This window comes from Pedobacter polysacchareus, assembly GCF_019802255.1.
In the GTDB taxonomy this organism is placed as follows: Bacteria; Bacteroidota; Bacteroidia; order Sphingobacteriales; family Sphingobacteriaceae; genus Pedobacter; species Pedobacter polysacchareus.
The window spans coordinates 313,564-339,471 of sequence record NZ_JAHYSS010000002.1 but is presented as its reverse complement, the minus strand read 5'-3'; the positions used below and the strand labels follow the sequence as shown (position 1 = coordinate 339,471).

General features: G+C 41.6%; 19 protein-coding genes. 12 read left to right on the top strand and 7 right to left on the bottom strand.

Going from position 1 to position 25,908, the window contains the following annotated elements:
- Nucleotides 1–9 precede the first annotated feature (9 nt).
- The 5 genes from K7X70_RS05300 to K7X70_RS05280 form a co-directional block, all read right to left on the bottom strand.
- Nucleotides 10–1,440: an anion permease gene (locus K7X70_RS05300; protein WP_222536079.1), complete on the bottom strand. Its 1,431-nt coding sequence runs from the start codon at nucleotides 1,438–1,440 to the stop codon at nucleotides 10–12.
- A 38-nt stretch (nucleotides 1,441–1,478) separates the two neighbouring features.
- Complete coding sequence (locus tag K7X70_RS05295; protein ID WP_222536078.1) at nucleotides 1,479–2,594, bottom strand: porin; 1,116 nt, start codon at nucleotides 2,592–2,594, stop codon at nucleotides 1,479–1,481.
- Nucleotides 2,595–2,598: 4 nt separating this feature from the next.
- Nucleotides 2,599–3,165, bottom strand: a complete 567-nt coding sequence (locus K7X70_RS05290; RefSeq protein ID WP_222536077.1) for a helix-turn-helix domain-containing protein — start codon at nucleotides 3,163–3,165, stop codon at nucleotides 2,599–2,601.
- Between the two features lie 374 nt (nucleotides 3,166–3,539).
- On the bottom strand, nucleotides 3,540–4,799 hold the full coding sequence (locus tag K7X70_RS05285) for a DcaP family trimeric outer membrane transporter (protein WP_222536076.1): 1,260 nt from the start codon (nucleotides 4,797–4,799) through the stop codon (nucleotides 3,540–3,542).
- Between the two features lie 40 nt (nucleotides 4,800–4,839).
- On the bottom strand, nucleotides 4,840–5,745 hold the full coding sequence (locus tag K7X70_RS05280; protein WP_222536075.1) for a cation diffusion facilitator family transporter: 906 nt from the start codon (nucleotides 5,743–5,745) through the stop codon (nucleotides 4,840–4,842).
- A 158-nt stretch (nucleotides 5,746–5,903) separates the two neighbouring features.
- On the opposite strand from K7X70_RS05280, the gene adiC reads away from it, so the two are divergent.
- The 10 genes from adiC to K7X70_RS05230 all read left to right on the top strand — a co-directional run bounded on the left by adiC (nucleotide 5,904) and on the right by K7X70_RS05230 (nucleotide 21,242).
- Nucleotides 5,904–7,223 (top strand): arginine/agmatine antiporter, encoded by a 1,320-nt coding sequence (gene adiC, locus K7X70_RS05275; RefSeq protein WP_222536074.1) that lies wholly within the window; start codon nucleotides 5,904–5,906, stop codon nucleotides 7,221–7,223.
- A 12-nt stretch (nucleotides 7,224–7,235) separates the two neighbouring features.
- The gene (locus tag K7X70_RS05270; protein WP_222536073.1) at nucleotides 7,236–9,542 is read left to right on the top strand and encodes an Orn/Lys/Arg family decarboxylase; all 2,307 of its coding nucleotides are present in this window, start codon (nucleotides 7,236–7,238) and stop codon (nucleotides 9,540–9,542) included.
- A 297-nt stretch (nucleotides 9,543–9,839) separates the two neighbouring features.
- Nucleotides 9,840–12,314, top strand: coding sequence for a TonB-dependent receptor (locus tag K7X70_RS05265; RefSeq protein ID WP_222536072.1), 2,475 nt, complete (start codon nucleotides 9,840–9,842; stop codon nucleotides 12,312–12,314).
- Between the two features lie 619 nt (nucleotides 12,315–12,933).
- Nucleotides 12,934–13,626 carry a CAP domain-containing protein gene (locus tag K7X70_RS05260; RefSeq protein ID WP_222536071.1) on the top strand — a complete coding sequence of 231 codons (693 nt, stop codon included), beginning with the start codon at nucleotides 12,934–12,936 and terminating at the stop codon, nucleotides 13,624–13,626.
- 325 nt (nucleotides 13,627–13,951) lie between these two features.
- On the top strand, nucleotides 13,952–15,475 hold the full coding sequence (locus K7X70_RS05255; RefSeq protein ID WP_222536070.1) for an FMN-binding glutamate synthase family protein: 1,524 nt from the start codon (nucleotides 13,952–13,954) through the stop codon (nucleotides 15,473–15,475).
- 132 nt (nucleotides 15,476–15,607) lie between these two features.
- The gene (locus K7X70_RS05250) at nucleotides 15,608–17,536 is read left to right on the top strand and encodes an LTA synthase family protein (RefSeq protein ID WP_222536069.1); all 1,929 of its coding nucleotides are present in this window, start codon (nucleotides 15,608–15,610) and stop codon (nucleotides 17,534–17,536) included.
- A gap of 5 nt (nucleotides 17,537–17,541) precedes the next feature.
- Nucleotides 17,542–18,027, top strand: coding sequence for a GtrA family protein (locus K7X70_RS05245; RefSeq protein ID WP_222536068.1), 486 nt, complete (start codon nucleotides 17,542–17,544; stop codon nucleotides 18,025–18,027).
- A gap of 117 nt (nucleotides 18,028–18,144) precedes the next feature.
- The gene (locus tag K7X70_RS05240) at nucleotides 18,145–19,923 is read left to right on the top strand and encodes an aromatic amino acid hydroxylase (protein ID WP_222536067.1); all 1,779 of its coding nucleotides are present in this window, start codon (nucleotides 18,145–18,147) and stop codon (nucleotides 19,921–19,923) included.
- Between the two features lie 21 nt (nucleotides 19,924–19,944).
- Complete coding sequence (locus K7X70_RS05235) at nucleotides 19,945–20,646, top strand: SDR family NAD(P)-dependent oxidoreductase (protein WP_222536066.1); 702 nt, start codon at nucleotides 19,945–19,947, stop codon at nucleotides 20,644–20,646.
- A 62-nt stretch (nucleotides 20,647–20,708) separates the two neighbouring features.
- Nucleotides 20,709–21,242: a C40 family peptidase gene (locus K7X70_RS05230; protein ID WP_222536065.1), complete on the top strand. Its 534-nt coding sequence runs from the start codon at nucleotides 20,709–20,711 to the stop codon at nucleotides 21,240–21,242.
- Here the strand turns inward: K7X70_RS05230 and K7X70_RS05225 are convergent.
- Both K7X70_RS05225 and K7X70_RS05220 read right to left on the bottom strand, forming a co-directional pair.
- Entirely contained in the window at nucleotides 21,237–22,124 is an 888-nt protein-coding gene (locus K7X70_RS05225; protein ID WP_222536064.1) for a flavin reductase family protein, read from the bottom strand. The two genes, K7X70_RS05230 and K7X70_RS05225, sit on opposite strands and share 6 nt — an antisense overlap.
- 115 nt (nucleotides 22,125–22,239) lie before the next feature.
- Nucleotides 22,240–23,238 (bottom strand): fumarylacetoacetate hydrolase family protein, encoded by a 999-nt coding sequence (locus K7X70_RS05220; RefSeq protein WP_222536063.1) that lies wholly within the window; start codon nucleotides 23,236–23,238, stop codon nucleotides 22,240–22,242.
- Nucleotides 23,239–23,566: 328 nt separating this feature from the next.
- Here K7X70_RS05220 and K7X70_RS05215 point away from each other — a divergent pair, with 328 nt between their 5' ends.
- Both K7X70_RS05215 and hppD read left to right on the top strand, forming a co-directional pair.
- The gene (locus K7X70_RS05215) at nucleotides 23,567–24,733 is read left to right on the top strand and encodes a homogentisate 1,2-dioxygenase (protein ID WP_222536062.1); all 1,167 of its coding nucleotides are present in this window, start codon (nucleotides 23,567–23,569) and stop codon (nucleotides 24,731–24,733) included.
- A gap of 44 nt (nucleotides 24,734–24,777) precedes the next feature.
- Nucleotides 24,778–25,908, top strand: coding sequence for a 4-hydroxyphenylpyruvate dioxygenase (hppD, locus tag K7X70_RS05210; protein ID WP_222536061.1), 1,131 nt, complete (start codon nucleotides 24,778–24,780; stop codon nucleotides 25,906–25,908).

Below are 25,908 nucleotides of genomic sequence, written 5' to 3'. Positions count from 1 at the left end.
AGCTTTAAATTAAAATACGCCAATTACTTTCCACCAAAGTCCGCCGATACCCATCCATACGATCAGAAAAATGATGCTCAATACAAAACCTTTCGACCACCAATCTTTCACATCTACATAGGTACTTCCAAAAAATACCGGTGCAGGTCCATGGCCATAATGCGTTAACGTACCAAAAATACCGCCGCAGAAACCTAGTGATAAGGCGAGCAGCATCGGTGGAATACCAATGATCACCCCTACTCCTAAGAAGGCCGCATACATGGAAGCAACGTGTGCCGTTGCACTGGCAAAAAGATAATGGCTGTAAAAATAAACCAGGATGATAATTGGAAAAGCCATCGTCCAGCTTAAGCCTCCAAGCTGATCTTTTACTGCATTACTTAACCAGGGAATTAATCCGAGGGTATTTAGCGCGCTGCCCATCATGACCAGTGCAGAGAACCATACAATGGTGTCCCAGGCTCCTTTTTCGCTTTTTACATCTTCCCAGGTCAGTACTCTGGACAGCAATAGGAATACCAGTCCGATAAAAGCGGTGGTGGTGGCATCAATTTTAAAGAAATCACCGCTCACCCACAATACCAGCAGGATCACAAAGGCGATCAGCATCAGCCATTCATTGGTAGACACTTTGCCCATTTCTTTCAGTTTATCTGAAGCCATTTTTGTGGCGCCCTGGGTCACTTTTATTTCAGGGGGATAGATTTTATAGAGTACATAAGGAATCAAGATCAAGGAAATGATACCGGGAACAATGGCTGCCCACATCCATGACATCCAGGTAATCTGAATCCCAAGGTCGGCCGCAAACTTCTGACACATCGGGTTACTGGCCGTACCAGTCAGGAACATAGAAGAAGTGATCAGGTTGACGTTATAACTACTCAAACTCAGGTAAGCGCCCAGCTTGCGGTGTGTTTCTTCTTTATCAGGAAAAGAGCCAAAATTGATGGCCATAGATTTCATAATCGGATAAATAATACCGCCGCCACGGGCTGTATTACTAGGGATTGCAGGAGCCAGCACTAAATCCGCCAATCCAAGGCCATAACCTAATCCCAAAGAACTACGGCCAAATACGCGGATAAAAAGGTAGGCAATCCTGCTTCCCAGTCCCGTTTTAATAAATCCACGGGCAATAAAAAAGGAAATTCCGATCAGCCAGATCACCTTATCACCGAAACTGCTTAGTGCTAAAGCGATTGCTTTTCCGGGATCGCCGGGAGCGAGTACACCAGTAATGGCCACTAAAGCGATTGCGATCATAGACATGGTGCCCATTGGCGCAGCTTTAAGGATAATCCCTAGAATCGTGGCCAGGAAAATGGCCAGCAGGTGCCAGGCTTCCGCCTTAACCCCTTCTGGTTCTGGGATAAACCAGATGATCAGCCCGAATGCCAGGGTAATCAGTAGCGTTTTGTAGTTTACTTCTTGCATGATTTAGTTTGTTCTTTGTTAAAAATGGGCATCAAATACTAAAAGCGCGCTTGCATCTGGCAAATCACTCGATTGTTATTATATTGTGTGGTGTTTGGTATACTTCTTTCGTATCGATCCATTTGCAAACCCAATTGCACACGAATGGCATAGGCATCTGCAAAAGAAGCGCTGAGCATTGGGATATAAGTTTCTCTGGAATTCCCTGCCTGTCTGAAATCAGCGTCCAGGTATTCATATCGAAAAGCAAATTCCAGGTCTTTCAACCTGGTGTTTTTAAAACTATAGCTCACATTTGGCAGCATATAAATCCCTCTCATCGCATATTTGCTGACTGGGATTACCGGTGTTTCCTGTCCAAAAAACTCCTGACTATTGATCCCTTGTTTATATTCAGAAACAAAGGACATTCCCCATCGTTCATTCAGTTTTTTCGTATAATCCACATCTACGCCGTAAGCCCAGATCTTCTGTCCCATGTTTTTACCGAATCCAGCGCTGCCACCCAGATGTGTATTTTTACTTAAACCGAGTACTACGCGTGCAGGAAAAATCTTACCATCGTCGTTATCGCTGACCTGGTTTCTATTATTGCCATTAAACACCCCTACCGAATATTGAATAGGAATGTCGATGTCTTTAATCTGTCCGGAGAAGCTAGCACCAATCTGGAAACTTTGCCAGCTATTGGCACCGAACAAATAATATTGATTAGAGAAGTCTATCGATTTTACAAAGTCTACCGGATAATTATCTTCCTGTCCAAATTGCGGACGAAACTGTCCGAATTGAAAATTCACATAATCATTGACACTATATTTTATATACGCATTTTCCAGTACCTTGTTCTGGGGATTTCCGGTAAAGTCGCCAAAGTTGACCAGGATTACGGCATTGATGCGGTCGTTGATCGCCGCATTCAACTGCACCCTTGCCCGTTTTACAGAAAAGGAATTGTGCGCAAAATGCTCCTCACCGGAATGGTGCATCCCTTTGATGTCCACATCATCGTCGAGTGAATAATTGAACTGACTTTGCAGCATCCCTGATAAAGTAAGCTTCGTTTTAGAGGATACAGGAATTTCGACTCCTTGTGCCTTTAATAAAACCGGGGTACACAGTACAGATAAAAACGTTAAAATTTTAAACTTCATTAAATTATAGCTTATGGTGAGTATCACCTAAATAATAAGAGGGCGCTTTACCGGTGTTTTTAATAAAAGCCCTGAAAAATGTTGTTCTGGAAGTAAAGCCCGCTTGCCAGGCCATACCTTCTAAAGACAATTGTTTCCATTCTTCCTGATGGATCTGCGACTTCACATACTCCACTCTCTGAAAGTTAATGAAATTCTGGAAATTAAGCTGATACTCCTTGTTAATCAAGCAGGAAAGATGATGAGCGGGGATGCCGGTATCTTCTGCGAAGTCTTTAATAGAGTAGCCTTTAGTCAAAAAAGGCTGCTGATCGGCGAGAGTTTTCTCCAGGATCTGCAGATAGGCATTGCGCTTATCTTCACTATAAAGCAGCTGCCCCTGACATGGGGTATCGCCAGCTTCCAGCTGAAGCCGTTGTAGTTCTTCCTCCTTTTGTTCAGGGGAAAGTTTCTTTTTAAGGGTATTTATAAATCGGAAAAGGGGGTGTTTTACGACTTGAGGAACGAGAAAAAGCAGATAAGCGGCGCTTACAAACGCGTGAGTATCAATTTGCGGGGAAAAATGTACCATATAACATAGCATTTATGATTTCAAGGATAGATAGGATGTTTTGAGGTAACAGTTACATTATCCCGGACGGAGATACCTGTTAGCATGAGGAGTATGTTTTTCCATAGGTAATGGATTTTGTAAGTTTTTTCCGCTAGCAATTAATAATTTCACAACCTATATCTCTATAATATAATCCAAAAATCCCTTTTTAGGAGAGAGAGGTTTATTATAGTACATTATTAAGGGAAAAAGGTTTTATTTATTTTAAAATAAATAATTACCTAAATAGAGGATTATTATCAGAATAATTCTATGTAAAGTCATTCCATTTTTATGAAGATAAAAGAGCAGGAACATTTAATTTCTTAACACACAACTCCCGGAAAGAATAACTAAAATCTAAATTGTAAAGTAAGCTGAATGCGACTATTATTGGCAGAATCACCGTTTACGTTCTTTCTGGTACCATATAAATACTCCATACCTCCTTTGATAAAGCTATTAGGGTAGTAAATCAAGTTTAGAATACCATAATTCGAGGACTTAAAACTCTGATTTGCAACCACTCCCTTATTATTAAGGTTCAGATAACCCCAGCCAGCAGTAGAACTGAATTTATCCGACCACCAATGGTCATAAGAAGCCGAAAGACCCCAAACACCCAGAATTTCCAGGCTGGAAGTAGCAGGATTATAGACGCCGTCATAATTATCAGGCCCAATGTCGTTAATGTATTTACTGATTCCCTGACCATAACTGGCCTGAAACACAAAATTATCCTTGTTTCCTGGCTGCTGCAAAACACCACTGGCAGTGAGGCCATAACCGACCTTACTTTCTCTTTCCTGCAAAGTATTTTGGTAGACAATTGGGTGTAATACTGAAGCAAAACGCAGGTGACTTCCATTTTTACTGTACTGAATACTGGCAGTCAGGTCAGGAACTTGCTTTAATGCCTTAAAGCCTGACTCATCAGGAAGCGTCAAAAAACTCTCCGGATCTTCCAGTGCCAAGACCACATCTGTAGTTTTGCTGACTGGCAAGGTTACCCTGAACTGCACCTGCCTGCCGTAAGTCATGGAGTTGGGCCCATTATAATCCAAGGTATTTGGATAAGCATCTACATCCATGAAGTTGGACCAGTACATCCCAACCAGCACCTTTCCATATTCGGCGTAGGCCATTCTCAAATTCGGACTAAAGGAACTATTGAAAAGATCGAACTCCAGTACTGTTTTTAGTCCCTTACCTTCAATGGGAATCTGTCCGCTCAGGTTAAAACGACTGGCGGCGACGCTATAAGTAGTATTGCTTTTTTTAGCATTAGGAATGTCTATTCCTGAAGATAAAAACCCTAAAGGACTGTTGTTATTGTGAAAATCATGAATCGCATCTGTCTGTATAAAACCACCAATCTGCAGTGCTATACTTTCATCATCGGCCATCACCACCCCTGTATATCTCCCGGATTCTACGGCACTTCTGGTTTGTGTCCTGGGTGGCGAAGCATTTTTCTTTAATCGGATATCCAGGTAATTTAAGCGGGCCTCCAGACTATCAAGACGTTTCCGCGTCAGGGAATCCTTTTGTGCAAAAGTGGTCATCACCACCATCTGAAGAAGTAAAAAAGCGAGTGTCTGTTTAAAAAGCATAATTTGATCGTATATATAATGTTAACATAGGAGACCATCATTACAGCATCCATTTCCGCTGTGCGGTAAAAGAAATGGTGAGCCATAGGTTGTTGTTTTTATTTTTAATCCCTTCATATACCGCTGCCCGGATCAGATCCAGCTCATCTACCGAATGGAGCGGATAGCCTTCCGGCAAGAGGAAATCAATTTCTATCAGGTGGTACTTCCCTGTTTTTGCGATATGACTCTTCACTTCTAAGAAGTTTTTTTGGGTCACGATCTCCTGAACCAGCGCTTTGGTGGTTCTTTCCACCTCATCATCAGGGGCAAACAGCAGCAGTTCTTTCAGGTTTCTGATCCCTGTTTTGATCGGTTCTATGAGAAAAACAAGAGAGGCCAGAATCACCAATGTTGGATCTATATAAGGCACAACAGCATGGAAACCGAGTCGGTCCAGGACAAAGGCAATCACCATACCTACCAGAATGGCCACACTTAAAAAAGCACCCAACTGCCATTCCAAGGCTTCAATCCTGACAAACTCAGAAGACACTTTCCTTGCTTTTCTCCGGAAATACAACCAGATCACTAAAGAACCTAATGCAGAAAAAATCAAAAAGCCAATGGCCACATCCAGGTCTACAATTCTGCCGCCATGCATAAAATCCAGGCTTGCGGTAATTAAAGAATAGAGACAGAGGAAGATGATCACCAGACATTGGATCAGAATAATAAAGGGTTCAAAGTGTGCTCTTCCATAAGGAAGCACCTGATCTTCGGGTTTTCGGATAAAGCGGAGTGCAAAGATGGAAGCAATGGAAAGTACCATCCCTATCAGGCTGAAAAGTCCGTCAAAGATGATGGCCTTGGCATCTGTAAACAAGCCAAAACAGATGCTTAAAAAAGCAAAAACACCTGTGAGGTAAATAGATAGCTTAATTAATCGATTTTCAGTCAGCGCCATAATTATATTTAATTCCTCAAAATACATAAAAGCCCTACCTGTATCCGCTAAACTATGTTCCACTTTATAAAGTGAAACGGATTGCTCCTTTCCTTCCTACTCTTTTCAGAAGTGGATCAATAGCTTTGTTTTAAGGTCTATCTAAATCCTTAAATATTATGGCAGAAAACAATAAGAAAGTTGGTTTAATCCCTGTAATGCTGATGGTTGCGGGAAACATTATGGGCTCAGGGGTATTCCTGCTGCCTGCAAACCTGGCGGCTACAGGTGGAATTGCCATTTATGGCTGGCTGGTCACCATTGTGGGTGCGATTGCCCTATCTATAGTCTATGCGAAAATCTCTTCGATAGACCGTAGTCCGGGTGGTTCTTACGCGTATGCAAGAAGGGCTTTTGGTCCTTTTCTAGGTTACCAGACCAATATGCTGTACTGGGTGGCCGCCTGGGTGGGTAACATCGCAATTGTAGTAGTCGGTGTAGGCTACCTCAGTTACTTCTTTCCCTTTTTAAAAGAACCCATTCCTGCTACCATTTGCTCTATAGCCATCCTATGGGCATTTGTGCTGATCAACATCTCTGGACCGCGGTTAATGACTAAAGTGCAGGCCTTTACGACAGTTTTAGCCTTGATTCCAATCATTGGTGTAGCCGTATTTGGTTGGTTCTGGTTTAAGAGCAGTACCTATATGGAGGCCTGGAACGTGAGTGGAAAAGATTCTCTTGGTGCCGTACAAAGTGTTCTAAATATTACTTTATGGGCATTTATCGGCGTAGAAACTGCTTCTGTTGTAGCGGGAGTAGTGGAAAACCCTAAAAAGAATGTGCCTATTGCGACCGTTGGCGGGGTATTAATTGCCGCGGTCTCTTATATCTTATCCAGTACAGCCATTATGGGTATGATCCCCAATGCAGAATTGCAGGTTTCCTCTTCTCCTTTCGGCGATGCAGTAGCGATGGCCCTGGGGAAAACTGCAGGTGCAGTAGTGGCTTTCTGTGCGATGCTAGGCTGTTTAGGATCAGTTGGTGGCTGGACATTGGTTGCCGGACAAACGGCAAAAGCAGCGGCTGATGATGGTTTATTCCCTAAAATATTTGCTAAAGTGAACAAAGATGGGATTCCGGTAACCGGGTTGATCATTGTGGGCGTACTGATGACCGTGTTACAACTGACCACCATTTCGCCAAATGCGGCCAAACAATTTGGCATTGTTTCTTCGATCACGGTGATCTTTACGGTGATTCCTTACATCTATACCTGTGCGGCATTGATGCTCATCGGTCATGGAAACCTGGGCGAAAAACGCAACGCTTACATCGTAATTATCGGCATTGCCTTTATTTACTGCATCTGGTCTGTGGTGAGTTCCGATTCTATTACCGTATTGGGTGCTTTCGTTTCTGTACTGATTACCACTGCGCTTTACGCTTTCAATTATAACCGCAGCCATAAAGGCGCTTATCCACTCGACTCTAATTAAATAAATAAACCTATGATTCAACGTATCAATAAACTCAACAAAAGAAAAGTGCTGATCATCGATGATGAACTTCTTACTCTAAATACAGCCAATGGAAGAGCGGTCAGAGCATTGGTAAATGAATTGCAAGACCGGAATTTTGAAGTCATTGAGGCCATTTCTTACGACGATGCCTTATCGGTGATCATCTCTGATGCGGCCATCAGCTGTGTCCTGTTAGACTGGACTTTAGGTGATAATGATGAGGCTACCCATCAGCAAGGCACCGCATTACTGCAGGAAATTAGAAAAAGAAATGCTTCCGTTCCCGTATTCTTGATTGCAGAAAAAGGCGATCAGAATTCATTCACTATAGAATCCATGAGTCTGGCGAATGAATTTATATGGATGCTGGAAGACACTGCTTCCTTCCTTGGCGGAAGGATTGAGATTGCGATTCATCATTATTTTGAAAACTTACTCCCTCCATTTACAAAAGCTTTAATCAATTATACAGAGAATTCGGCAGAGTATTCCTGGGCTGCTCCAGGACACCAGGGTGGAATTGCCTTCACCAAATCTCCGGTTGGAAGAGTATTTTTTGATTTCTTTGGAGAAAATCTTTTCCGTACGGATACTGGAATCGAAAGAACGCCGCTAGGCTCTCTGTTAGACCATGAAGGGCCTGTAAAAGAATCGGAAGCCTATGTTGCAAAAGTATTTGGCTCGCATTTAAGTTATAATATGCTGAACGGAACTTCCGGTTCCAACAGAGCAATATTTACCGCTGCAGTTGCGGATGGACAGTATGCCTTATGTGATCGAAATTGTCATAAATCCATAGAGCAATCCTTGACCATGACGAGTGCGATTCCGGTCTTCTTTATCCCTACCCGTAACCGTTTTGGTATTATCGGTCCAATTCCGGCGAAAGAATTTTCACCAGAAGTGATCCAAAAGAAAATAGACAATCATGCCCTAAAAAGTCATGCCACTCAGGATAGACCGGTTTATGCGGTGGTGACGAACAGCACTTACGATGGCATGTGTTACAATTCTAAAGAACTGGAAAATTTGCTGGCACCAACCGTAGACCAGATCCACCTGGATGAGGCCTGGTATGCTTATGCCCGTTTCAACCCATTATATAAAGACCGTTATGGCTTGCGTGGCAAAGCGGAAGATCATCCAAAAGATGCCCCTACGATATTTGTAACGCATTCTACGCATAAATTACTGGCTGCGCTTTCTCAGTCTTCTTACATCCACGTCAGGAATGGTAGAAGACCAATTGAACACAGTCGGTTTAACGAATCCTACCTTTTACAATCTACCACTTCTCCATTGTACGCGATCATCGCTTCCAATGAAATTGGTGCAGCGATGATGGATGGTCAACAGGGAGAAATCCTTACCCAGGAGGTGATTGATGAGGCCGTAGATTTCCGTCAGGCATTAGCCCGTACACAACGTGCTTTCCATCAGAAAAAAGACTGGTTCTTTGGTTCCTGGAATGCGCCAACGGTCACTGATCCGGCAACTGGAAAACAAGTAGATTTTGCAGATGCGCCTAAAGAATTGCTGAGTCACGATTCGAATTGCTGGGTATTGAAGCCTGGGGATGCCTGGCATGGTTTCGACCAGATGACCGAAAACTGGTGTATGCTGGATCCGATTAAAGCAGGGATCTTATGCCCGGGAATGGAAGATAACGGTAAATTGAGTGCCTGGGGAATCCCGGCAGCGGTAGTTTCCTCTTTCTTATATGCCAAAGGTATTATCCCTTCCAGGACTACAGATTTCATGGTACTTTGCCTGTTCTCTGTAGGAAATACCAAGGGGAAATGGGGTACATTGATCAATGCACTTTTAGAGTTCAAAAGGCATTATGATGAGAATACGCCATTAACAGCAACTATTCCTGACCTTCCTGCCAACTATTCTGACCGTTATGGAAAGATGGGATTAAAGGATCTTGCGGATGAAATGTTCCATAATATGAGAGAAAGCAATATGGATAAATGGCAAACCGCAGCATTTAGTCAGCTGCCAACACCGGTAACCACGCCAAGGGTTGGTTTCCAAAAACTGATGTCGGGTGATGTGGAGTTATTGCCATTAGATAAACTGGCGGGCAGAACTTCTGCAGTTGGCGTGATTCCTTACCCTCCAGGAATTCCAATCATTATGCCGGGTGAAAGTTTCGGTCCGGCAGATGGTCCATGGTTAAGCTATATCCGCAGTCTGCAGGAATGGGGAACGAAATTCCCTGGTTTTGAAAAGGTCGTGGAAGGGTCTGAAATGAAAGATGGCACCTACCATGTTTGGTGTTTAAAATAATTTTTAAAGTAAAACGGGGAAGTTTCCTCCGAAACCTCCCCGTTTAAATTAACGCTCTCATATATATAGACGCTCGTCTATTCGGTTTATTATATCCGACTGAAAATATTTTTATATTTCTTCGCATTCGCGATCTCCGCGTATGCGATTCTTTCTGGTTCCAGCATATTTCCTACCCTTTCTAATGGTTGTTTTCTAAAGGCTAAAACCTTATTTGTTTTAATTCTAAATAAATTTGCAGTTCTCCTCATCAGCCAGTACATTTGCGCCACGTTAGAATTAATCTAAATAAAGCTCATGAAGAAACTTTACATATTATTTAGCCTTGCGCTGCTTATTTCATTAACCAATACCACTTTTGCTCAGCTGGCTTCGGCACCAGTAAGAGGTACAATCAGCGGAAAAGTAAGTACAAGTGATGGTAAACCTGCTGCTTATGTGAATGTGCAGATTGTAGAAAACAACAGAAAAACCCTCACTAATGAAGATGGTACATTTGTTTTCAGCCACCTGAAATCTGGAAAATACACGATAAAAACCTCTTATATCGGCTTAGAAGTACAAACCCAAACGGCAACTGTTATTGAAGGGCAGGATACAAAACTATACTTCACACTTAACGAAACCTCATCGGAGCTGAATGAAGTAATCATCGCGGCTAATGTGAGCCCGAACCTAAAGCCAGTGAGCCTGGGCAAAGTATCCATCCCTGTAAGAGACCTTCCTCAGGCAGTACAAATTATCAATAGCCAAACCATAACTGACCAACAAGCAAGCAGACTCAGCGATGTGTTGAAAAATGTAAATGGTGTTGCTTTTGGTGCTAATCGTGGTGGTGTAAGTGGTGAAACTTTTTACGCCCGTGGTTATGCTTTAGGTACCAATAATGTGTTCAAAAATGGCGCACGTACCACTACTGGCGGAATGCCTGAAACCAGTACACTAGAATCCGTTGAAGTCTTAAAAGGTAGTGCTGCTTTATTATATGGTGGTGTTTCTGGTGGTGCTGTAGTCAACATGGTGACTAAAAAACCACAGTTCAACTACGGTGGTGAAGTTTCTATGCGTGCAGGTAGTTATGATTTATACAAGCCTACGGCTGATGTTTATGGTCCAATTACCAAAGATCTTGCTTTCCGAGTAATTGGTACCTACGAGGATGCTGGCAGTTACAGAGATCATGTAACTTCTAACCGAGTTTATGTGAACCCTTCCTTGTTATATAAAGTAAGTGATAAAACAGAAATCCTCTTACAAGGAGATTACTTGAAAAGTGATTTCACACCAGACTTTGGTGTAGGAACCGTTGGTAACCAATTGCCTGCAAACATCAGCAGACACATGTTTTTAAATACCAGCTGGGCATACAATAAAACCAATACCACTACTGCCCAAGCCAACATTACTCATAAGTTTAACGACAACTGGAAATTAAATGTAGTGGCTTCTCTTCAATCTTATACTAGAAATTACTTCTCTTCTGAACGTCCTGCTGCATTAGCAAATGGTTCATGGAACCGTGCATTAACTCGTTCTAAAACAGAAGAAGAAACTTATAATCAACAAATCAACTTATCCGGCGCTTTTAAAACTGCTGGTATCGCACATACTTTATTAGTAGGAGCTGATGCAGATCAGTCGATTACTAAAGCCTATGGGTTTTCTGATCCTAACCTGCTGAAAGATGCGAAAGGCGCAAAATATTATGATACAGTAAATATTCTGGATCCTTCTAGTTTCAACATCCCTTCTAACTTTAATATGCCGGAAACTTCAGCAATTTCTGACACTAAAACCCCAATTTATAGAATGGGTGGATTTGTTCAGGACTTAATTGCCTTAACTGATCAATTTAAAGTATTGGCAGGACTTCGTTACACTTATCAGAGAACACCAAGATCTAAAGCATTCACTTATGACACAGGGGTACAAACACTTGTTGCAAATGGCATTGAAAAAACAAAAACTGAAAGTGCTTTTTCTCCTAAATTAGGTTTCATTTATGAACCGTTCAAAACCACTTCATTTTATGTGAGTTACGCAAATAATTTCACTTCAAATGCTGGTTTAGATGTCAATACAAATGCACCTATGGATCCATCGATTATTGATCAGTATGAAGCGGGTGTTAAAAATGATTTTCTTAGTGGCAGATTAACAGCCAACTTAACTGTTTATAGAATTATCAATAGCAAATTCGCACAAACCGCTGAGTTTAGGCCAGATGGTGCAGTAAACGGTGATACGAATTTGAAAGAGTTTACTGGTAAAACTGCCAGTGATGGTGTTGAATTAGACATTACCGGAACCATTGTTGAAGGGTTAAATTTCCTTGCTGGCTATAGCTATAACTATATGCGTTATACCCATACTCGTGAGGAATCTAAGACTCCAGATAATAAAGTCGTAACAGGTGGTATAGTGGAAGGTGAGCGTTTAGTCGGAACTACTAAAAACACAGCTAACGGTTCCCTTTTCTACACTATCCAGAATGGCGGCCTTAAAGGATTAAAATTAGGTGCTTCCGCTTATTATACAGGCGACCGTAACGGTGGAAGAAACACCAACAAATCTGGAACTTCTACAGGAATTATTCCTTTGAAAGCTTTCACCACATTTGATCTTTCTGCAGGTTACCAATGGAAAAAACTTTCCTTATTGACCAAAATAGCCAACATCACTAATGAGTTGAACTACTTTGTACATGAGAATTACAGTGTGAACCCAATTCCTCCAAGACAATTTTTAGCCACTTTGAGCTACAAGTTCTAAAGAAAAATATCAGTGTACAAGGTAATTGGTACTAAAATAGAATTACAAAAAGAGTGGTCTGAAAAGACCGCTCTTTTTTGTTTTCTGACGTACCCTTTCTGACGAAGCTTCCAATGATCCTACTGTTTTTTAATAAATACATCCTCAGTCCTCACCTTGATTCATATATAAAAAAGAAACATTACACCGATAATTAGAAATAAAAATTTCCAGGCTTAATGCTATAAAAATGGAAATATTTTACGGGCCAATTTGAAAACCTCCCTGAACAAAGTCAGAAATTACCCTCAAAATATCCGGGTATGGAGACTATATTATCCGGGTTTCGGACGCTATCTGTTTTGCTATTGTTTTGCTATTGTTTTGCTTTTCTTTTTCTCAGCTTTTGCCGGAGCAAAAGAAAAGCAAAACAGCAACGAAAGGAAGACAGAAGAATTTCAAGGGTAAATACACCGAAAACCATCATTAACTCCTAGTTAAATTAGGTGTAAAAATTTTAGCAGCAGGATGATTCCAGCAGAAAAATCACGCCAGCCATATCAAATGGCCTGTGTTTTGCGTTAATGCAGCAAAAAGGAACTATTGAATGATCATAGGTTCTTGAATAAAGAAAGATAAGATGAAGATTTTTGCCCTTGCGCTCCTATTCACCCTCCCATTTACCACGTTTAGTCCGCAATTAAAAGCACAGTCGCCAGATGACAGCTGGACCAGAGAAGAACTAAAAATGGCCAATACAGCGGGCAATGCCAGCTACCTGACTGCGGAAGAGAAAGACATGGTGATTTATATGAACCTGGTCAGAATGGATGGCGCCAGATTTTTTGACACCTACTTCCAGGATTTTGTAGATGCTTACAATACCAGGATGCAGCAATATGGGAATTATGCGGAATTAAAAGTGAATAGAAATGACAGTTATTACCGCAGTTTGCGCAGGGACTTGCAGGAAATTAAGAATTTACCCGTGTTTTGGCCCGATCAGGCACTCACAAACATCGCGAGAGCTCATGCAAAAGACTTAAACAGAAACAATTATGCTGGACATACTTCTAGAGATGGACGCACATTAAATCAGCGCGTCAGTACGGTATATCCTAAAAAATCCAATGGCGAATGTATTGCTTTCGGCTTTAGTTCAGGCCTGGAAAACATCTGTATGTTACTGCTAGACAAGGGTGTGCCCGACCTTGGCCACCGAAAACTCATCCTCAATACATCCTCCGAGCTGAACACCGTTGGACTGAGCATTCAGCCCCATCCGCGTTACCGTTACTGTGCAGTGATCGACTTTGTATCCCTTCCAGATTAATATTTACAATTAAATAACGTTGAAATCCTTTGAATTGAGCAAAAAGGTGCCGAGATTTGCGCCAATGAAAACGACTGAGGATAAGTATAACACCGCATATAGGCGCTTTGCGCGATATGAGCGGGAGAACTACGCCTTTGGCTTTGTTTTCCAGAGTACCTCCAGAGATTTTATTCTCTTAGCCCCGAGTCCTTCTCCATAAGATTCTCGATTCAGGGGCCTCTTCTATTCGAAAAATTATTTTTTAAACTCATTTTGAAGGCATAAGATTCAAAAATCGTTATCCCTTTCGAGATGTTCATCTACTTTTATTTATCACCACCTTATGAAACAAAAAGGATTTCGTTCCATACTTGGAACAGTATTTCTTTGGATCGCCTTATTAGGCATTATCGCTTTAATCGTGAATGCGTTTTATCAAAAATCCGCTTTCCATTTATTAATTGCGTTGCCCGTTATCCTGATTACGGCCCTGGCCTACGACCGCTTTCAGTCTAAGCATGCTGTGCTCCGGAATTATCCGGTAATTGGCCGTTTGCGTTATTTCTTTGAATCCATCAGACCAGAAATGCGTCAGTATTTCTTTGAATCGGAATTGGATGGAAAACCTTTCAACCGTCGCCAGCGCTCTATTGTTTACCAAAGGGCAAAAAATGAGCGTGAAACTGTAGCCTTCGGGATGCAGGTGGACCCTTATGAGGAAGGATATGAATGGGTATCACACAGTATTTACCCTAAAAAGATTTCCAATATGGACCTGAGGGTAAAAGTTGGAGGTTCCGTTTGTACGCAGCCTTACGATTTAAGTATCCTGAATATCGGTGCGATGAGTTTTGGTGCATTGAGTAAAACGGCAATCCAATCGCTGAGCAATGGTGCCAACCTGAATAAATTTGCCCACAATACCGGCGAAGGTGGAATCAGTCCTTACCACGTTAAAGGTGGTGGCGACCTGATCTGGCAGGTAGGAACAGGTTATTTCGGCTGTAGAGATGCAGAAGGTAAATTTGATGCCGCGTTGTTTCAAAAGAACTCGAAAAGAGAATACGTGAAAATGATTGAGCTGAAATTGTCCCAGGGTGCAAAACCTGGTCATGGTGGTATTTTACCAGCAGCCAAAAATACCCCAGAGATTGCGGAAATCAGAAATGTGGTTGCAGGAACAACAATTCTTTCGCCTCCAGCACACAGCACTTTCTCCGATGCCAGCGGATTAATGCAGTTTATCCAGCAGATGCGTGAACTTTCTGGTGGTAAACCGATTGGTTTTAAATTGTGTATCGGTAGTAAAGAGGAATTTATCGACATCTGTGAGGCGATGATCTCCACTAAGATCTCTCCGGATTTCATTACCATTGACGGTGCAGAAGGTGGAACGGGTGCAGCGCCGCTAGAATATACAGATTACGTAGGGATGCCTTTACTAGATGCGCTTGCCTTTGTAAACATCACCCTGAAAAAATACGGATTAAGAAAAGACATTAAAATCCTGGCTTCAGGAAAGATCATCACCGGTTTCGACATCATGCGTGTAGTAGCCTTAGGTGCAGATGCCTGTTATAGTGCCAGAGGAATGATGATGGCCTTGGGTTGTATTCAGGCCTTGAAATGCGACAGTGGTAAATGCCCGGTAGGTATCGCTACGCAAGATAAAAGCTTATTTAAAGGAATTGACGTGACTGATAAAAAACATCGCGTGGCCAACTTCCATAAAAATACAGTTCATGCTACAATCGAGCTGATGGAAGCTTGTGGTTTTGATACCTTAAATGAAATCAAACCAGAACGTTTCAACAGAAGGATCGATACGACAAAAACGCTGAACTTTAAAGACATCTATTTTTCCTAGAGCATGATACGATAGAGAAATAGCTAACAATGATCAAAAAGGGCTGTCTCCCATCAGGAGATAGCCCTTTTGATTAATTTAACATTAATAAATCATTATCAATACTTAGCTTTGGAACAAATATTCAAAACTTTGAAAATAAAAGACACTACAGGCCTTCACCTCTATCTGGCGCTGGCTTATCGATTTCTGATCTTATTACTAATATATACTTTATGTAGAATCGGATTTTATCTTTTCAATCATGATCTCTTCCAAAACATCACTTTCGCTAAGTACCTGTACATCCTTTGGGGTGGACTAAAATTTGATATTTCTGCCTTAATATATATCAATTCGATCTATCTCCTTGCCCATCTGATTCCATTTCCTTTACGCTATAATGAAGGGTATCAAAAGTTTTTCAAATGGTGGTTTATCATCACCAACAGCTTAGGGATTATAGCCAACCTGATTGATTTTGTTTACTATAAGTTTACGCTTAAAAGAACTACTGCAACAGTTTTCAGCCAGTTCAGCAATGAGCAGAATAAGTTGAAACTCTTCGGTGATTTCTTAAAAGATTATTGGTATTTATTGATCATTTTAGCCGTATTGGTATGGCTGTTCGTTAAATTGTATGAACTGGTAAAAGTGAAAAAAACGGCCCGTTTTACCTGGCCAGTCTATACTTTACACACGGTCTTGTTATTCCTGACTGCGCTAATGTGCATCACTGGTGTACGCGGTGGATGGGGTTTTGGAACCAGACCGATTACCTTAAGCAATGCCGGTGAATTTGTGGACACCCCAGATCAGATGAGCCTGGTGCTGAATACGCCTTTTGCAATTTTCAGAACCTTAAAAGCTTCTAAACTGAAACCACTCAATTACTATGACGAGCAAACTTTAAATTCGATATACAATCCCATTCACTTACCAAAAGACACGGGCAACTTTAACAAGTTAAATGTCATGGTGATCATCGTGGAAAGTCTGGGGAAAGAACATATTGGCAGCCTCAATAAAGACCTAGACGGGGGTAAATACAAAGGATATACGCCATTCCTGGATTCCCTGGTTGGCGAGAGTTATACTTTTAAACACAGCTATGCGAACGGCAGAAAATCTATTGATGCCCTTCCTTCGGTAATTACCGGAATCCCGACCATCAATGAGCCTTTTGTATTGTCGATTTATTCCAGCAACAAAACTACCAGTATTGCGAAAATACTGGGTGATGAAGGTTATGAAACCGCCTTTTTCCATGGGGCACCCAATGGCTCTATGGGCTTCTCTTCTTATACTCATCTTGCTGGTGTAAAGAAATATTTCGGACAGAATGAATACCAGAAGACTGGTGATTCTGATGGCACCTGGGGTATATGGGATGATCCGTTTTTACAGTTTACCGCAAAAACCATCAATACCTTAAAACAACCTTTCTTTGCCAGTATGTTCACCTTATCTTCCCACCACCCCTTCCGTGTTCCGGAAGAATACGTAGGTAAATTCCCGAAAGGACCACTTCCAGTACAAGAACCGCTGGGTTATACCGATATGGCTTTGCGTAATTTCTTTAAAACCGCATCTACCATGCCATGGTTCAAAAACACGCTGTTTGTGCTTTGTGCCGATCATGCCACGGTATCTTATCACCAGGAATACCAGAATACCACAGGTTATTATTCCATTCCAATCATTTTTTATCGCCCGGATGGCTCTTTAAAAGGGATGTCAGATAAACTGGCTCAGCAGATGGACATTATGCCTACTGTATTAAATTACCTGCATTACGACAAGCCTTACTTCTCTTTTGGCTTTGATGCTTTTGATGAGAAAACTGATAACTTTGTGGTGAGCAATAACGATGGCTCTTTTAATTTTTACTGGGGTGATTATTACCTGGTAAATGACGGTAAAGACAACATCGCACTGTATAACCTTAAAAAAGACCGATTGAGTCAGCACAATATTTTAGCAGAGGAACCGGATGTTGCCGCCGCTATGGAAAAGAAGTTAAAAGCCTTCAGGCAGCAGTATAACAACAGAATGATCGCAAACCAGTTAACCTATAAATAGTAAGTATGCGCAAAGCTTTGTTAAAGCTCATAGACTTTTTCTATCCTCCTTTTTCCAAATACATTTCCCTGCACACGTTTAGGTACATCGCTTCCGGGGGTTCCACCACCGCAGCGGGCATTGTCATTTATTATATTGTTTACAACTGGATCCTGAAACAGCAGGATGTTCATTTGAACCTTCCTTTCCTACCGAAGCTGATTACTGCCCCTATTGCGGCCTTTGCTATAGAAACAGTGATTACTTTTATCATCGGTTTTACGCTAAACAAGTACCTGGTTTTCACGAAATCCACCCTAAAAGGCAGGATCCAATTGTTCAGATATGGCTCTGTGGTGGCCACCAATATTTTGATCAGCTATGCTTTATTAAAAGTATTGATAGAGTCCTTTGGATTTTACCCTACCATTTCCAAGGTCATCATTTCCTTTTTACTCGCTATTTTTAGTTATTTCTCCCAAAAGCACTTTTCTTTTAAAGTCAAGAAATAAGGATAACCTTAGCGCTGGAATGTCTTGTTTCCGTTATTTTTCGCAAATCAAGGCGTATTTTGTTTAGGAGAAGAAATAGATTTTCTTATATTGGCCTTCAGATAAACCATATAGGTAATGAGTGATTTTAATGACTTTAACAATCCACGAGTAGCTAAGCTTCCAAAGCATTTAAGGCAATTTATTGTAGAGCAGCATTATGAAAAATATACGCCAATTGATCAGGCAGTTTGGCGCTATGTGATGCGTCAAAACTACAGCTATCTGAAACAAGTGGCCTATTATCCCTATATTAAAGGTTTGCAGCGTGCGGGTTTAAGTATTGAACACATCCCGAACTTGCAGACCATGAACGATAACCTTGGTAAAATTGGCTGGGGTGCCGTTACTGTAGATGGGTTTATTCCTCCTGCAGCTTTCATGGAATACCAGGCTTACCGGGTATTGGTGATTGCAGCAGATATACGTCAGATTAACCATATTGAATATACGCCAGCTCCGGATATCATCCATGAGTCGGCAGGCCATGCCCCAATTATTGCAGATACCGATTACAACAATTACCTGAGCTATTTTGGCTCTATTGGTGCAAAAGCCATGTTTTCTTCAAAAGATTTTGAGCTTTATGAAGCCATTCGCCACCTCAGTATTTTAAAAGAGTCGGCAAATACGCCGGAACAGGAAATTGCCAAGGCAGAAAAACATTTACAAGCGGTCGCTGAAAATATGGGCGAACCTTCTGAAATGGCTCTATTGGGTCGTTTACACTGGTGGACTGTCGAGTACGGCTTGATCGGTACCTTAGAAAACCCGAAAATATACGGTGCAGGTTTACTTTCTTCAATTGGCGAAAGTTCCAGCTGTATGAAAGAAGAAGTGAAGAAAATCTGGTACAACATTGATACGATCAATTACTCTTACGACATTACCAAACCGCAGCCACAGCTATTTGTAACGGAGAACTTCCAAAACCTGATCGATGTTTTAGAGCAGTTTGCTGATACCATGGCATTCAGACGCGGTGGTACGGAAAGTATTGTGAAAGCCATTGAGTGTAAAAACCCAGCCACAGCAGTTTATAGCTCTGGATTACAGGTAACCGGGATCTTTACAGATATGGGTTTAAATGCTGCTGATGAGCTGACTTTCATTAAAACAACGGGGCCTTCTGCATTAGCAGTAGATTCAAAGCAATTGGAAGGTCATGGTAAGTTTTACCATAAAGATGGATTCTCTTCCCCTGTTGGCCGCTTAAATGGCTTAATCCTGGAAGACCTGAGCTTGTCAGAACTGGCAGAACAAGGAATTACTGAAGGCAGCAGAGCCGAATTGAATTTTGATGGCGGCATTCACCTGAACGGTTTATTGAAGAAAATCATACAGCACAATGGCAAAAATATCCTGATGGTGTTTGAAGACTGTACGGTAAAAGAAGGCAACGGAAACGTGCTTTTCCAACCGGAATGGGGCACTTATGATATGGCTGTCGGAGAGAAAATTGTTTCCGTATTTAATGGGGCTGCCGATAAAGATGCTTACGAAGAAATCACACATATCAGTGATAAAGCAACGCATAAGGTAACTTACGACGAAAAAACACAGCAGCTGCATGCGATTTATAAAGAAATCCGCAGCATTCGCGAAGACAAAAGAAATTATGAGCGGGTAGTTGCTTTATTTGAGACTTTAAAGACAGCACACCGTTCCGATTGGTTGGCTTCTTTAGAGATCCTGGAGATCCTTTACCACAAGAATCTGGATCCTGAACTGGAAAAAGAAGTGCGTATTTATCTGGAGCTGAAAGCAGCAAATGAACCGGATCACCATAAATTAATTACCGATGGTTTACATGTGATTGAAAATCCGGTGAGCCAATTGATTACAGAAGAAGATTAATTAGCACAGAAAATAGATTAAATGAATATAGTATTAACAGGTGCGAGCAGTGGGATTGGTTTTGAAGCTGCTTTAGAGTTTTCCAACTACAAAGCAAACAAAATTGTATGTATTGCCCGTTCGGCCGACAAGCTGCGCAAGCTATTGGAAATTGCCAGGAGCATCAATCCTGATTGTGTATTACTTCCGGTGGAATTTGACATTGTAAATGACGACTATGCCGTGTTACTTCCCTTTTTGGAAGAAAGGCTGGGTACCGTAGATATTTTAATCAACAACGCAGGATCACTGATCAAAAAACCTTTTCTGGAAACCAGTAAAGAGGATTTATACCAGATGTTTGAAAGCAATGTATTGGGTCATTTCAATATGATCCAGAATTTACTGCCGCTGATGACCGCAGGCAGTCATATTGTAAATATAGGCAGTATGGGTGGTTTTCAGGGCAGCGTAAAGTTTCCTGGCCTTGCTGCTTATTCTTCCAGCAAATCTGCTTTACATACTTTAACGGAGTGTCTGGCTTTTGAATTGGCAGAAACTGGCATTAAAGTAAACTGTCTGGCCTTAGGTTCTGCACAAACAGAAATGTTAGAACAGGCTTTCCCAGGCTATCAATCGCCGGTTATGGCTTTTGAAATGGGTAAATATGTGGCTGACTTTGCGAAGACCGGGCATAAGTTTTTTAATGGAAAAGTGATCCCCGTAGCAGTAACCACCCCTTAATCAATTAGTTATCAACATTACTTTTGGCTAAAGATTTTTTATATATCTTTAGCCCAATCCCTATGAAGAAAAGCATCCTAATTGTCCTGTTTCTTTCCATGAGTACCTTTGCTGCAAAGTCGCAAGGGCTGTCACCGATTCCTTATCAGGATGTGGTTTTCAAACTAATGGAACACCTGCCGGCACTTCCTGCCAGCAAATTTCAACCGAGCAATCTTTTATCTTTTGCTAAGTCTATGATTGGTACGCGTTACCGATATGCGTCCAGCAATCCTAAAATAGGTTTTGACTGCTCCGGATTTGTGAACTATGTGTTTAAGAATTTTGGCGTGAACGCACCGCGTTCTTCCCGGGATTTCGCCACAAAAGGCCACGATAAAAAGCTTGCTGATGCCCAGGTTGGAGACGTCATCGTCTTTACTGGTACCAATAGCCGCGTTCGTCGTGTAGGCCATGTAGGAATTATTTCTGAAGTAGATGGTGATGAGATTAAATTCATCCATTCTTCTTCTGGAAGCGCAAAAGGAGTCACTATTACAAGCTTAAACGAAGGTTTCTATAAGAAACGCTTCATGAAAGTAGTGAGCATTTTATAACAGCACCACTTTCAATGCATCCATTACTTTTCCTTCATTGAGGAACTGTTTCGCCAATTCATGAAGTTCCCGCTCGCGATTTGTCGCATCACCAATGGTGGCATCTAACACTTCTTTCACCTGGCTGTTGCGCTGCATTTCATCAATATCATCGGCAGAAGGGAGCTGTTCTATATTCCCTAATCTTCCGAGGTCATTGCCGGAAAGTACATAAGAATTTCTTACAGCCTTCGGTAAGGCATCTACGCCAATACCCAGTGTGGTTAAGGGTTTAGCTACTTTAAACAAACTTTCTGGTGTCACCCGGCAATACCAATCGCCGCCCAAACGGGCCACTAAGTCTATTTTTTCCTGATCTATCTTCCCATCTGCATCTAAAATATTCTCCTGAATGTGGATCATTTTTATTTCTGCCAGGATCAGGTTACCAGCACCTGGCAGATCGCCCAAATGAATCACTTCTTTAACGATACATTCCATTTGTACGGGTGCTTCTGCCACTCTTGGCGGCTTTACCAGCAAAGAAGGCAGCATCGTAAAACCTGCTTTTTCAAACTCGTTCACGCCTTTCCCGTAATCTGTACTCGCTAAGCTCATTTGCTGTACCATCGGATAGTTGACGATATTGATCACACATTCTTTCACCTCCAAAACATTTTCCAGCGTGTGTTTGTTACTGCCATCCCTCACTCTTCTCGATGGAGAGAAGATGCATAAAGGCGGATTGGTACTGAACATATTGAAAAAGCTAAAAGGACTCAGGTTGATGTGCCCTTCCTCATCAATGGTACTTGCAAAACAGATGGGTCTGGGTGCAATGGCATATTGCAGGTAGTTTTGTAATTGAACAGGGGAAAGTTTGGTTACATCGATCGTCAGCATAGCGGTTTTTGAGCTTGTTTAAGGTCAAAGTTAGGGTCTAAATATAGTTTAAAAAAGAGAAGGATGAATTTTAGCGGGAGTAACCAGTGTTTTCGCATTTTACCGGAGATTTTAATTATTTCTTTTTAAAAGCAAAGATAGAAAAGCTGCTGTCTTCTTTTATAATGCTATTGCTCAGGTGTCCAAGGCCGGTGATTTCCATCTCCACCACATCACCTTCCTGCAGCCATTGAGGTTTAAAATCAGGGTTATTTAACAATCCGGTGCCATTTAATTCCAGGAAGCATCCTGTGCCCACAGTTCCAGAACCGATCACATCCCCTGGTAACAGATCTACACCATAGGCGCAGCGTTCAATGATTTCGGCAAATGTCCAGTCCATATCGGCCATATTTCCGGCAGATACCTGCACACCATTAACGGTACAGGTCATTTCGAGGTTATAGGCATTTCCAGTATGACCAGGTTTTGCTGGTGTCAAATATTCTTCCAGTTCATCTGGGGTCACCAGCCAAGGGCCAATTACAGTAGAGAAATCTTTTCCTTTTGCAGGGCCTAAATTGAGGAGCATTTCTTCCATTTGCAGGGTTCTTGCACTCATATCATTCATCACCATATAACCAGCAATATAGCGATCAGCTTCTGCTGCAGGAATATTGCGCCCTTTAGTGCCAATCACGATGGCGACTTCCAGCTCAAAATCCAGTTTTTCAAAATGATCTGGCATACACTTAATATCGCCAGGACCCTGAATGGCATTATGATTGGTAAAATAGAAAACAGGATATTGATCGAATTCCGCGATCATTTCTACATTACGGTTTCTACGTGCGGCAGCTACATGCTGACGAAAAGCATAACCGTCTCTGCAGGAAGTTGGGTGTGGTACTGGCGCTAATAATTCAAAGAAAGCTTCTTCTTTAGGTTCGATTTCGCCAGATTTGATCTGTGCATCTACTTTTTTAGCACGATCCATCAGGTCCACGCCACCTTGCAGGAAAGCGTTCATCTCATCTGGCAACAGCTTGTCGCAAGAATTCAGGTTATAAATATGTCCATTTACAAAAACACCCAAGTGTTCTCTGTCTTCTGTTTTGTAGGATACCAGCTTCATATATGTTCAGTTTTTGGTCAAATTATTCAAAGCTATATAAAAATACAGCTCCAGTGGTTAAATATAATTTATCTACATATAATCGTCCTGATTGTTTGTTGATTACTATAATTATTACTTAATTTAGCTCCGTAAACAAAATGATTTTACCACTCACATATCAAAATCAAGTAGCCAAACAAGCGTTGGCCGCCTTCCGGTATGCGATGCTTTCCAAAATCATTTTTGCCCAGTATTCCAACTAGCCTTCCTTGCTTTTGAATAAAACGTTTTCTACGTTTTACTGTTATTAATATACATATAATTCTAACCAAATTAACCTACTGTTATGCCTATTTATCATACCTTAGGAACTATTCCTGCGAAACGTCATACCGTTTTTAGAAAGCCAGATGGCAATTTATATGCAGAGGAGCTAGTTTCTACTGAAGGGTTTTCCAGCTTATACTCACTCGTTTATCATTGTCACCCGCCAACGATCGTTAAAGAACTCGGTGAGCCTTACTCGGTGGAGCCAAAGATTGCGCGCGAAAAGCACCTGCGTCATACCAGTCTGATCGGTTTTAATATCAAACCAGAAGATGATTACCTGAAAAGCAGGAAACCAGTACTCGTAAACAGCGATTTACACATCTCTTTGGCAGCGCCAAGAAAATCGATGACGGACTATTTTTATAAGAATAGTCAGGCAGACGAAGTGATTTTTATCCATGAGGGTACGGGAACGCTAAAGACAGGTTTCGGAAAGATTCGTTTTGCCTACGGCGATTACCTGGTGATACCTCGCGGTACCATTTACCAAATGGAATTTGACGATGAGAAAAACAGGCTTTTTATCATCGAAAGTTTCAGTCCTATCCGCTCCCCAAAACGTTATAGAAATGAATACGGGCAGTTAATGGAACATTCTCCATATTGTGAGCGTGACATCAGACGCCCACAAGACCTGGAAACCATCGATGAATTTGGTGATTTCAAGGTATTGATCAAGAAACAAGGCTTAATGTATCCTTATACTTATGGTACTCATCCCTTTGATTTCGTAGGCTGGGATGGTTTTCACTATCCATGGGCATTTTCTATACATGATTTTGAACCGATTACAGGCCGGTTACATCAGCCGCCTCCGGTGCATCAGACTTTTGAAGGGCATAACTTCGTGATCTGCTCTTTTGTTCCGCGGAAATACGACTACCATCCGCTTTCTATTCCTGCTCCATACAACCACAGCAATGTGGATAGTGATGAGGTATTATATTACGTAGACGGTGATTTTATGAGCAGAAAAAGTGTGGTTAAAGGTCAGATTACCTTACATCCAGGTGGAATTCCTCATGGGCCACACCCAGGAACGGTAGAAAAATCGATCGGTAAAGAAAGTACGGAAGAACTGGCTGTCATGATTGATCCTTTCCGCCCATTAATGTTAACGGAAGATGCCATCCGTATTGAAGATGAGCATTACTACAAAAGCTGGCAGCAAAACGTAGAATAAACAAACCTTAGAATATCAGATAAAGAGTTTAAATTATTAAAATCATGAGTACACAAACATTTGCAGAAAAGATCGCTAAAGCGCCGGATTTTCTTCCAATAAATGGAACGGATTACATAGAATTCTATGTAGGCAATGCAAAACAAGCTGCACATTACTATAAAACAGCGTTTGGTTTTCAATCTCTGGCTTATGCAGGACCAGAAACGGGTGTACGCGACCGCGCTTCCTATGTGTTGCAGCAGGGAAAGATCAGATTGGTACTGACCACTGCTTTGAAATCGGAAAGCCCGATTGCAGAACATGTGAAAAAGCATGGTGATGGCGTAAAAGTATTGGCTTTATGGGTGGATGATGCCTATAGTGCATTTGAAGAAACGACTAAACGCGGGGCAAAGCCATACCTGGAACCCACGACCTTAACGGATGAATCCGGAGAAGTGCGCATGTCGGGGATTTATACTTATGGTGAAACCATCCACATGTTTGTGGAACGTAAAAACTATAACGGAACATTCATGCCGGGTTATCGTGTCTGGAACAGCGACTATGCGCCTAAAGAAGCAGGTTTGCTATACATTGACCATTGCGTGGGCAATGTGGGCTGGAACAGGATGAATGAGACGGTACAATGGTATGAAGATGTGATGGGATTTGTAAACATCTTATCATTTGATGATAAACAGATCAATACTGAATATTCTGCACTGATGAGCAAGGTGATGAGCAATGGGAATGGTTTTTCCAAATTCCCGATCAATGAGCCTGCAGAAGGAAAGAAGAAATCACAGATTGAAGAATATTTAGAATTTTATGAAGGCGAAGGGGTGCAACACATTGCGGTAGCTACAAAAGATATTTTGTCTACGGTAAAGGACTTAAAAGCTCGAGGGGTTGAGTTTTTAAGTGCACCCCCTGAAGCCTATTATACCATGATGCCAAACCGCGTGGGTCAGATTGACGAGGAGATTGCACAGCTAAAAGAGCTGGGAATCCTGGTAGATTGTGACGAGGAGGGTTATCTGTTACAGATTTTCACTAAACCGGTAGAAGACCGACCGACTTTATTCTTTGAAATTATCCAAAGAAAAGGCGCACAATCCTTTGGCGCCGGCAATTTTAAAGCCTTATTCGAATCCCTGGAAAGGGAGCAGGAATTGAGGGGTAATTTATAA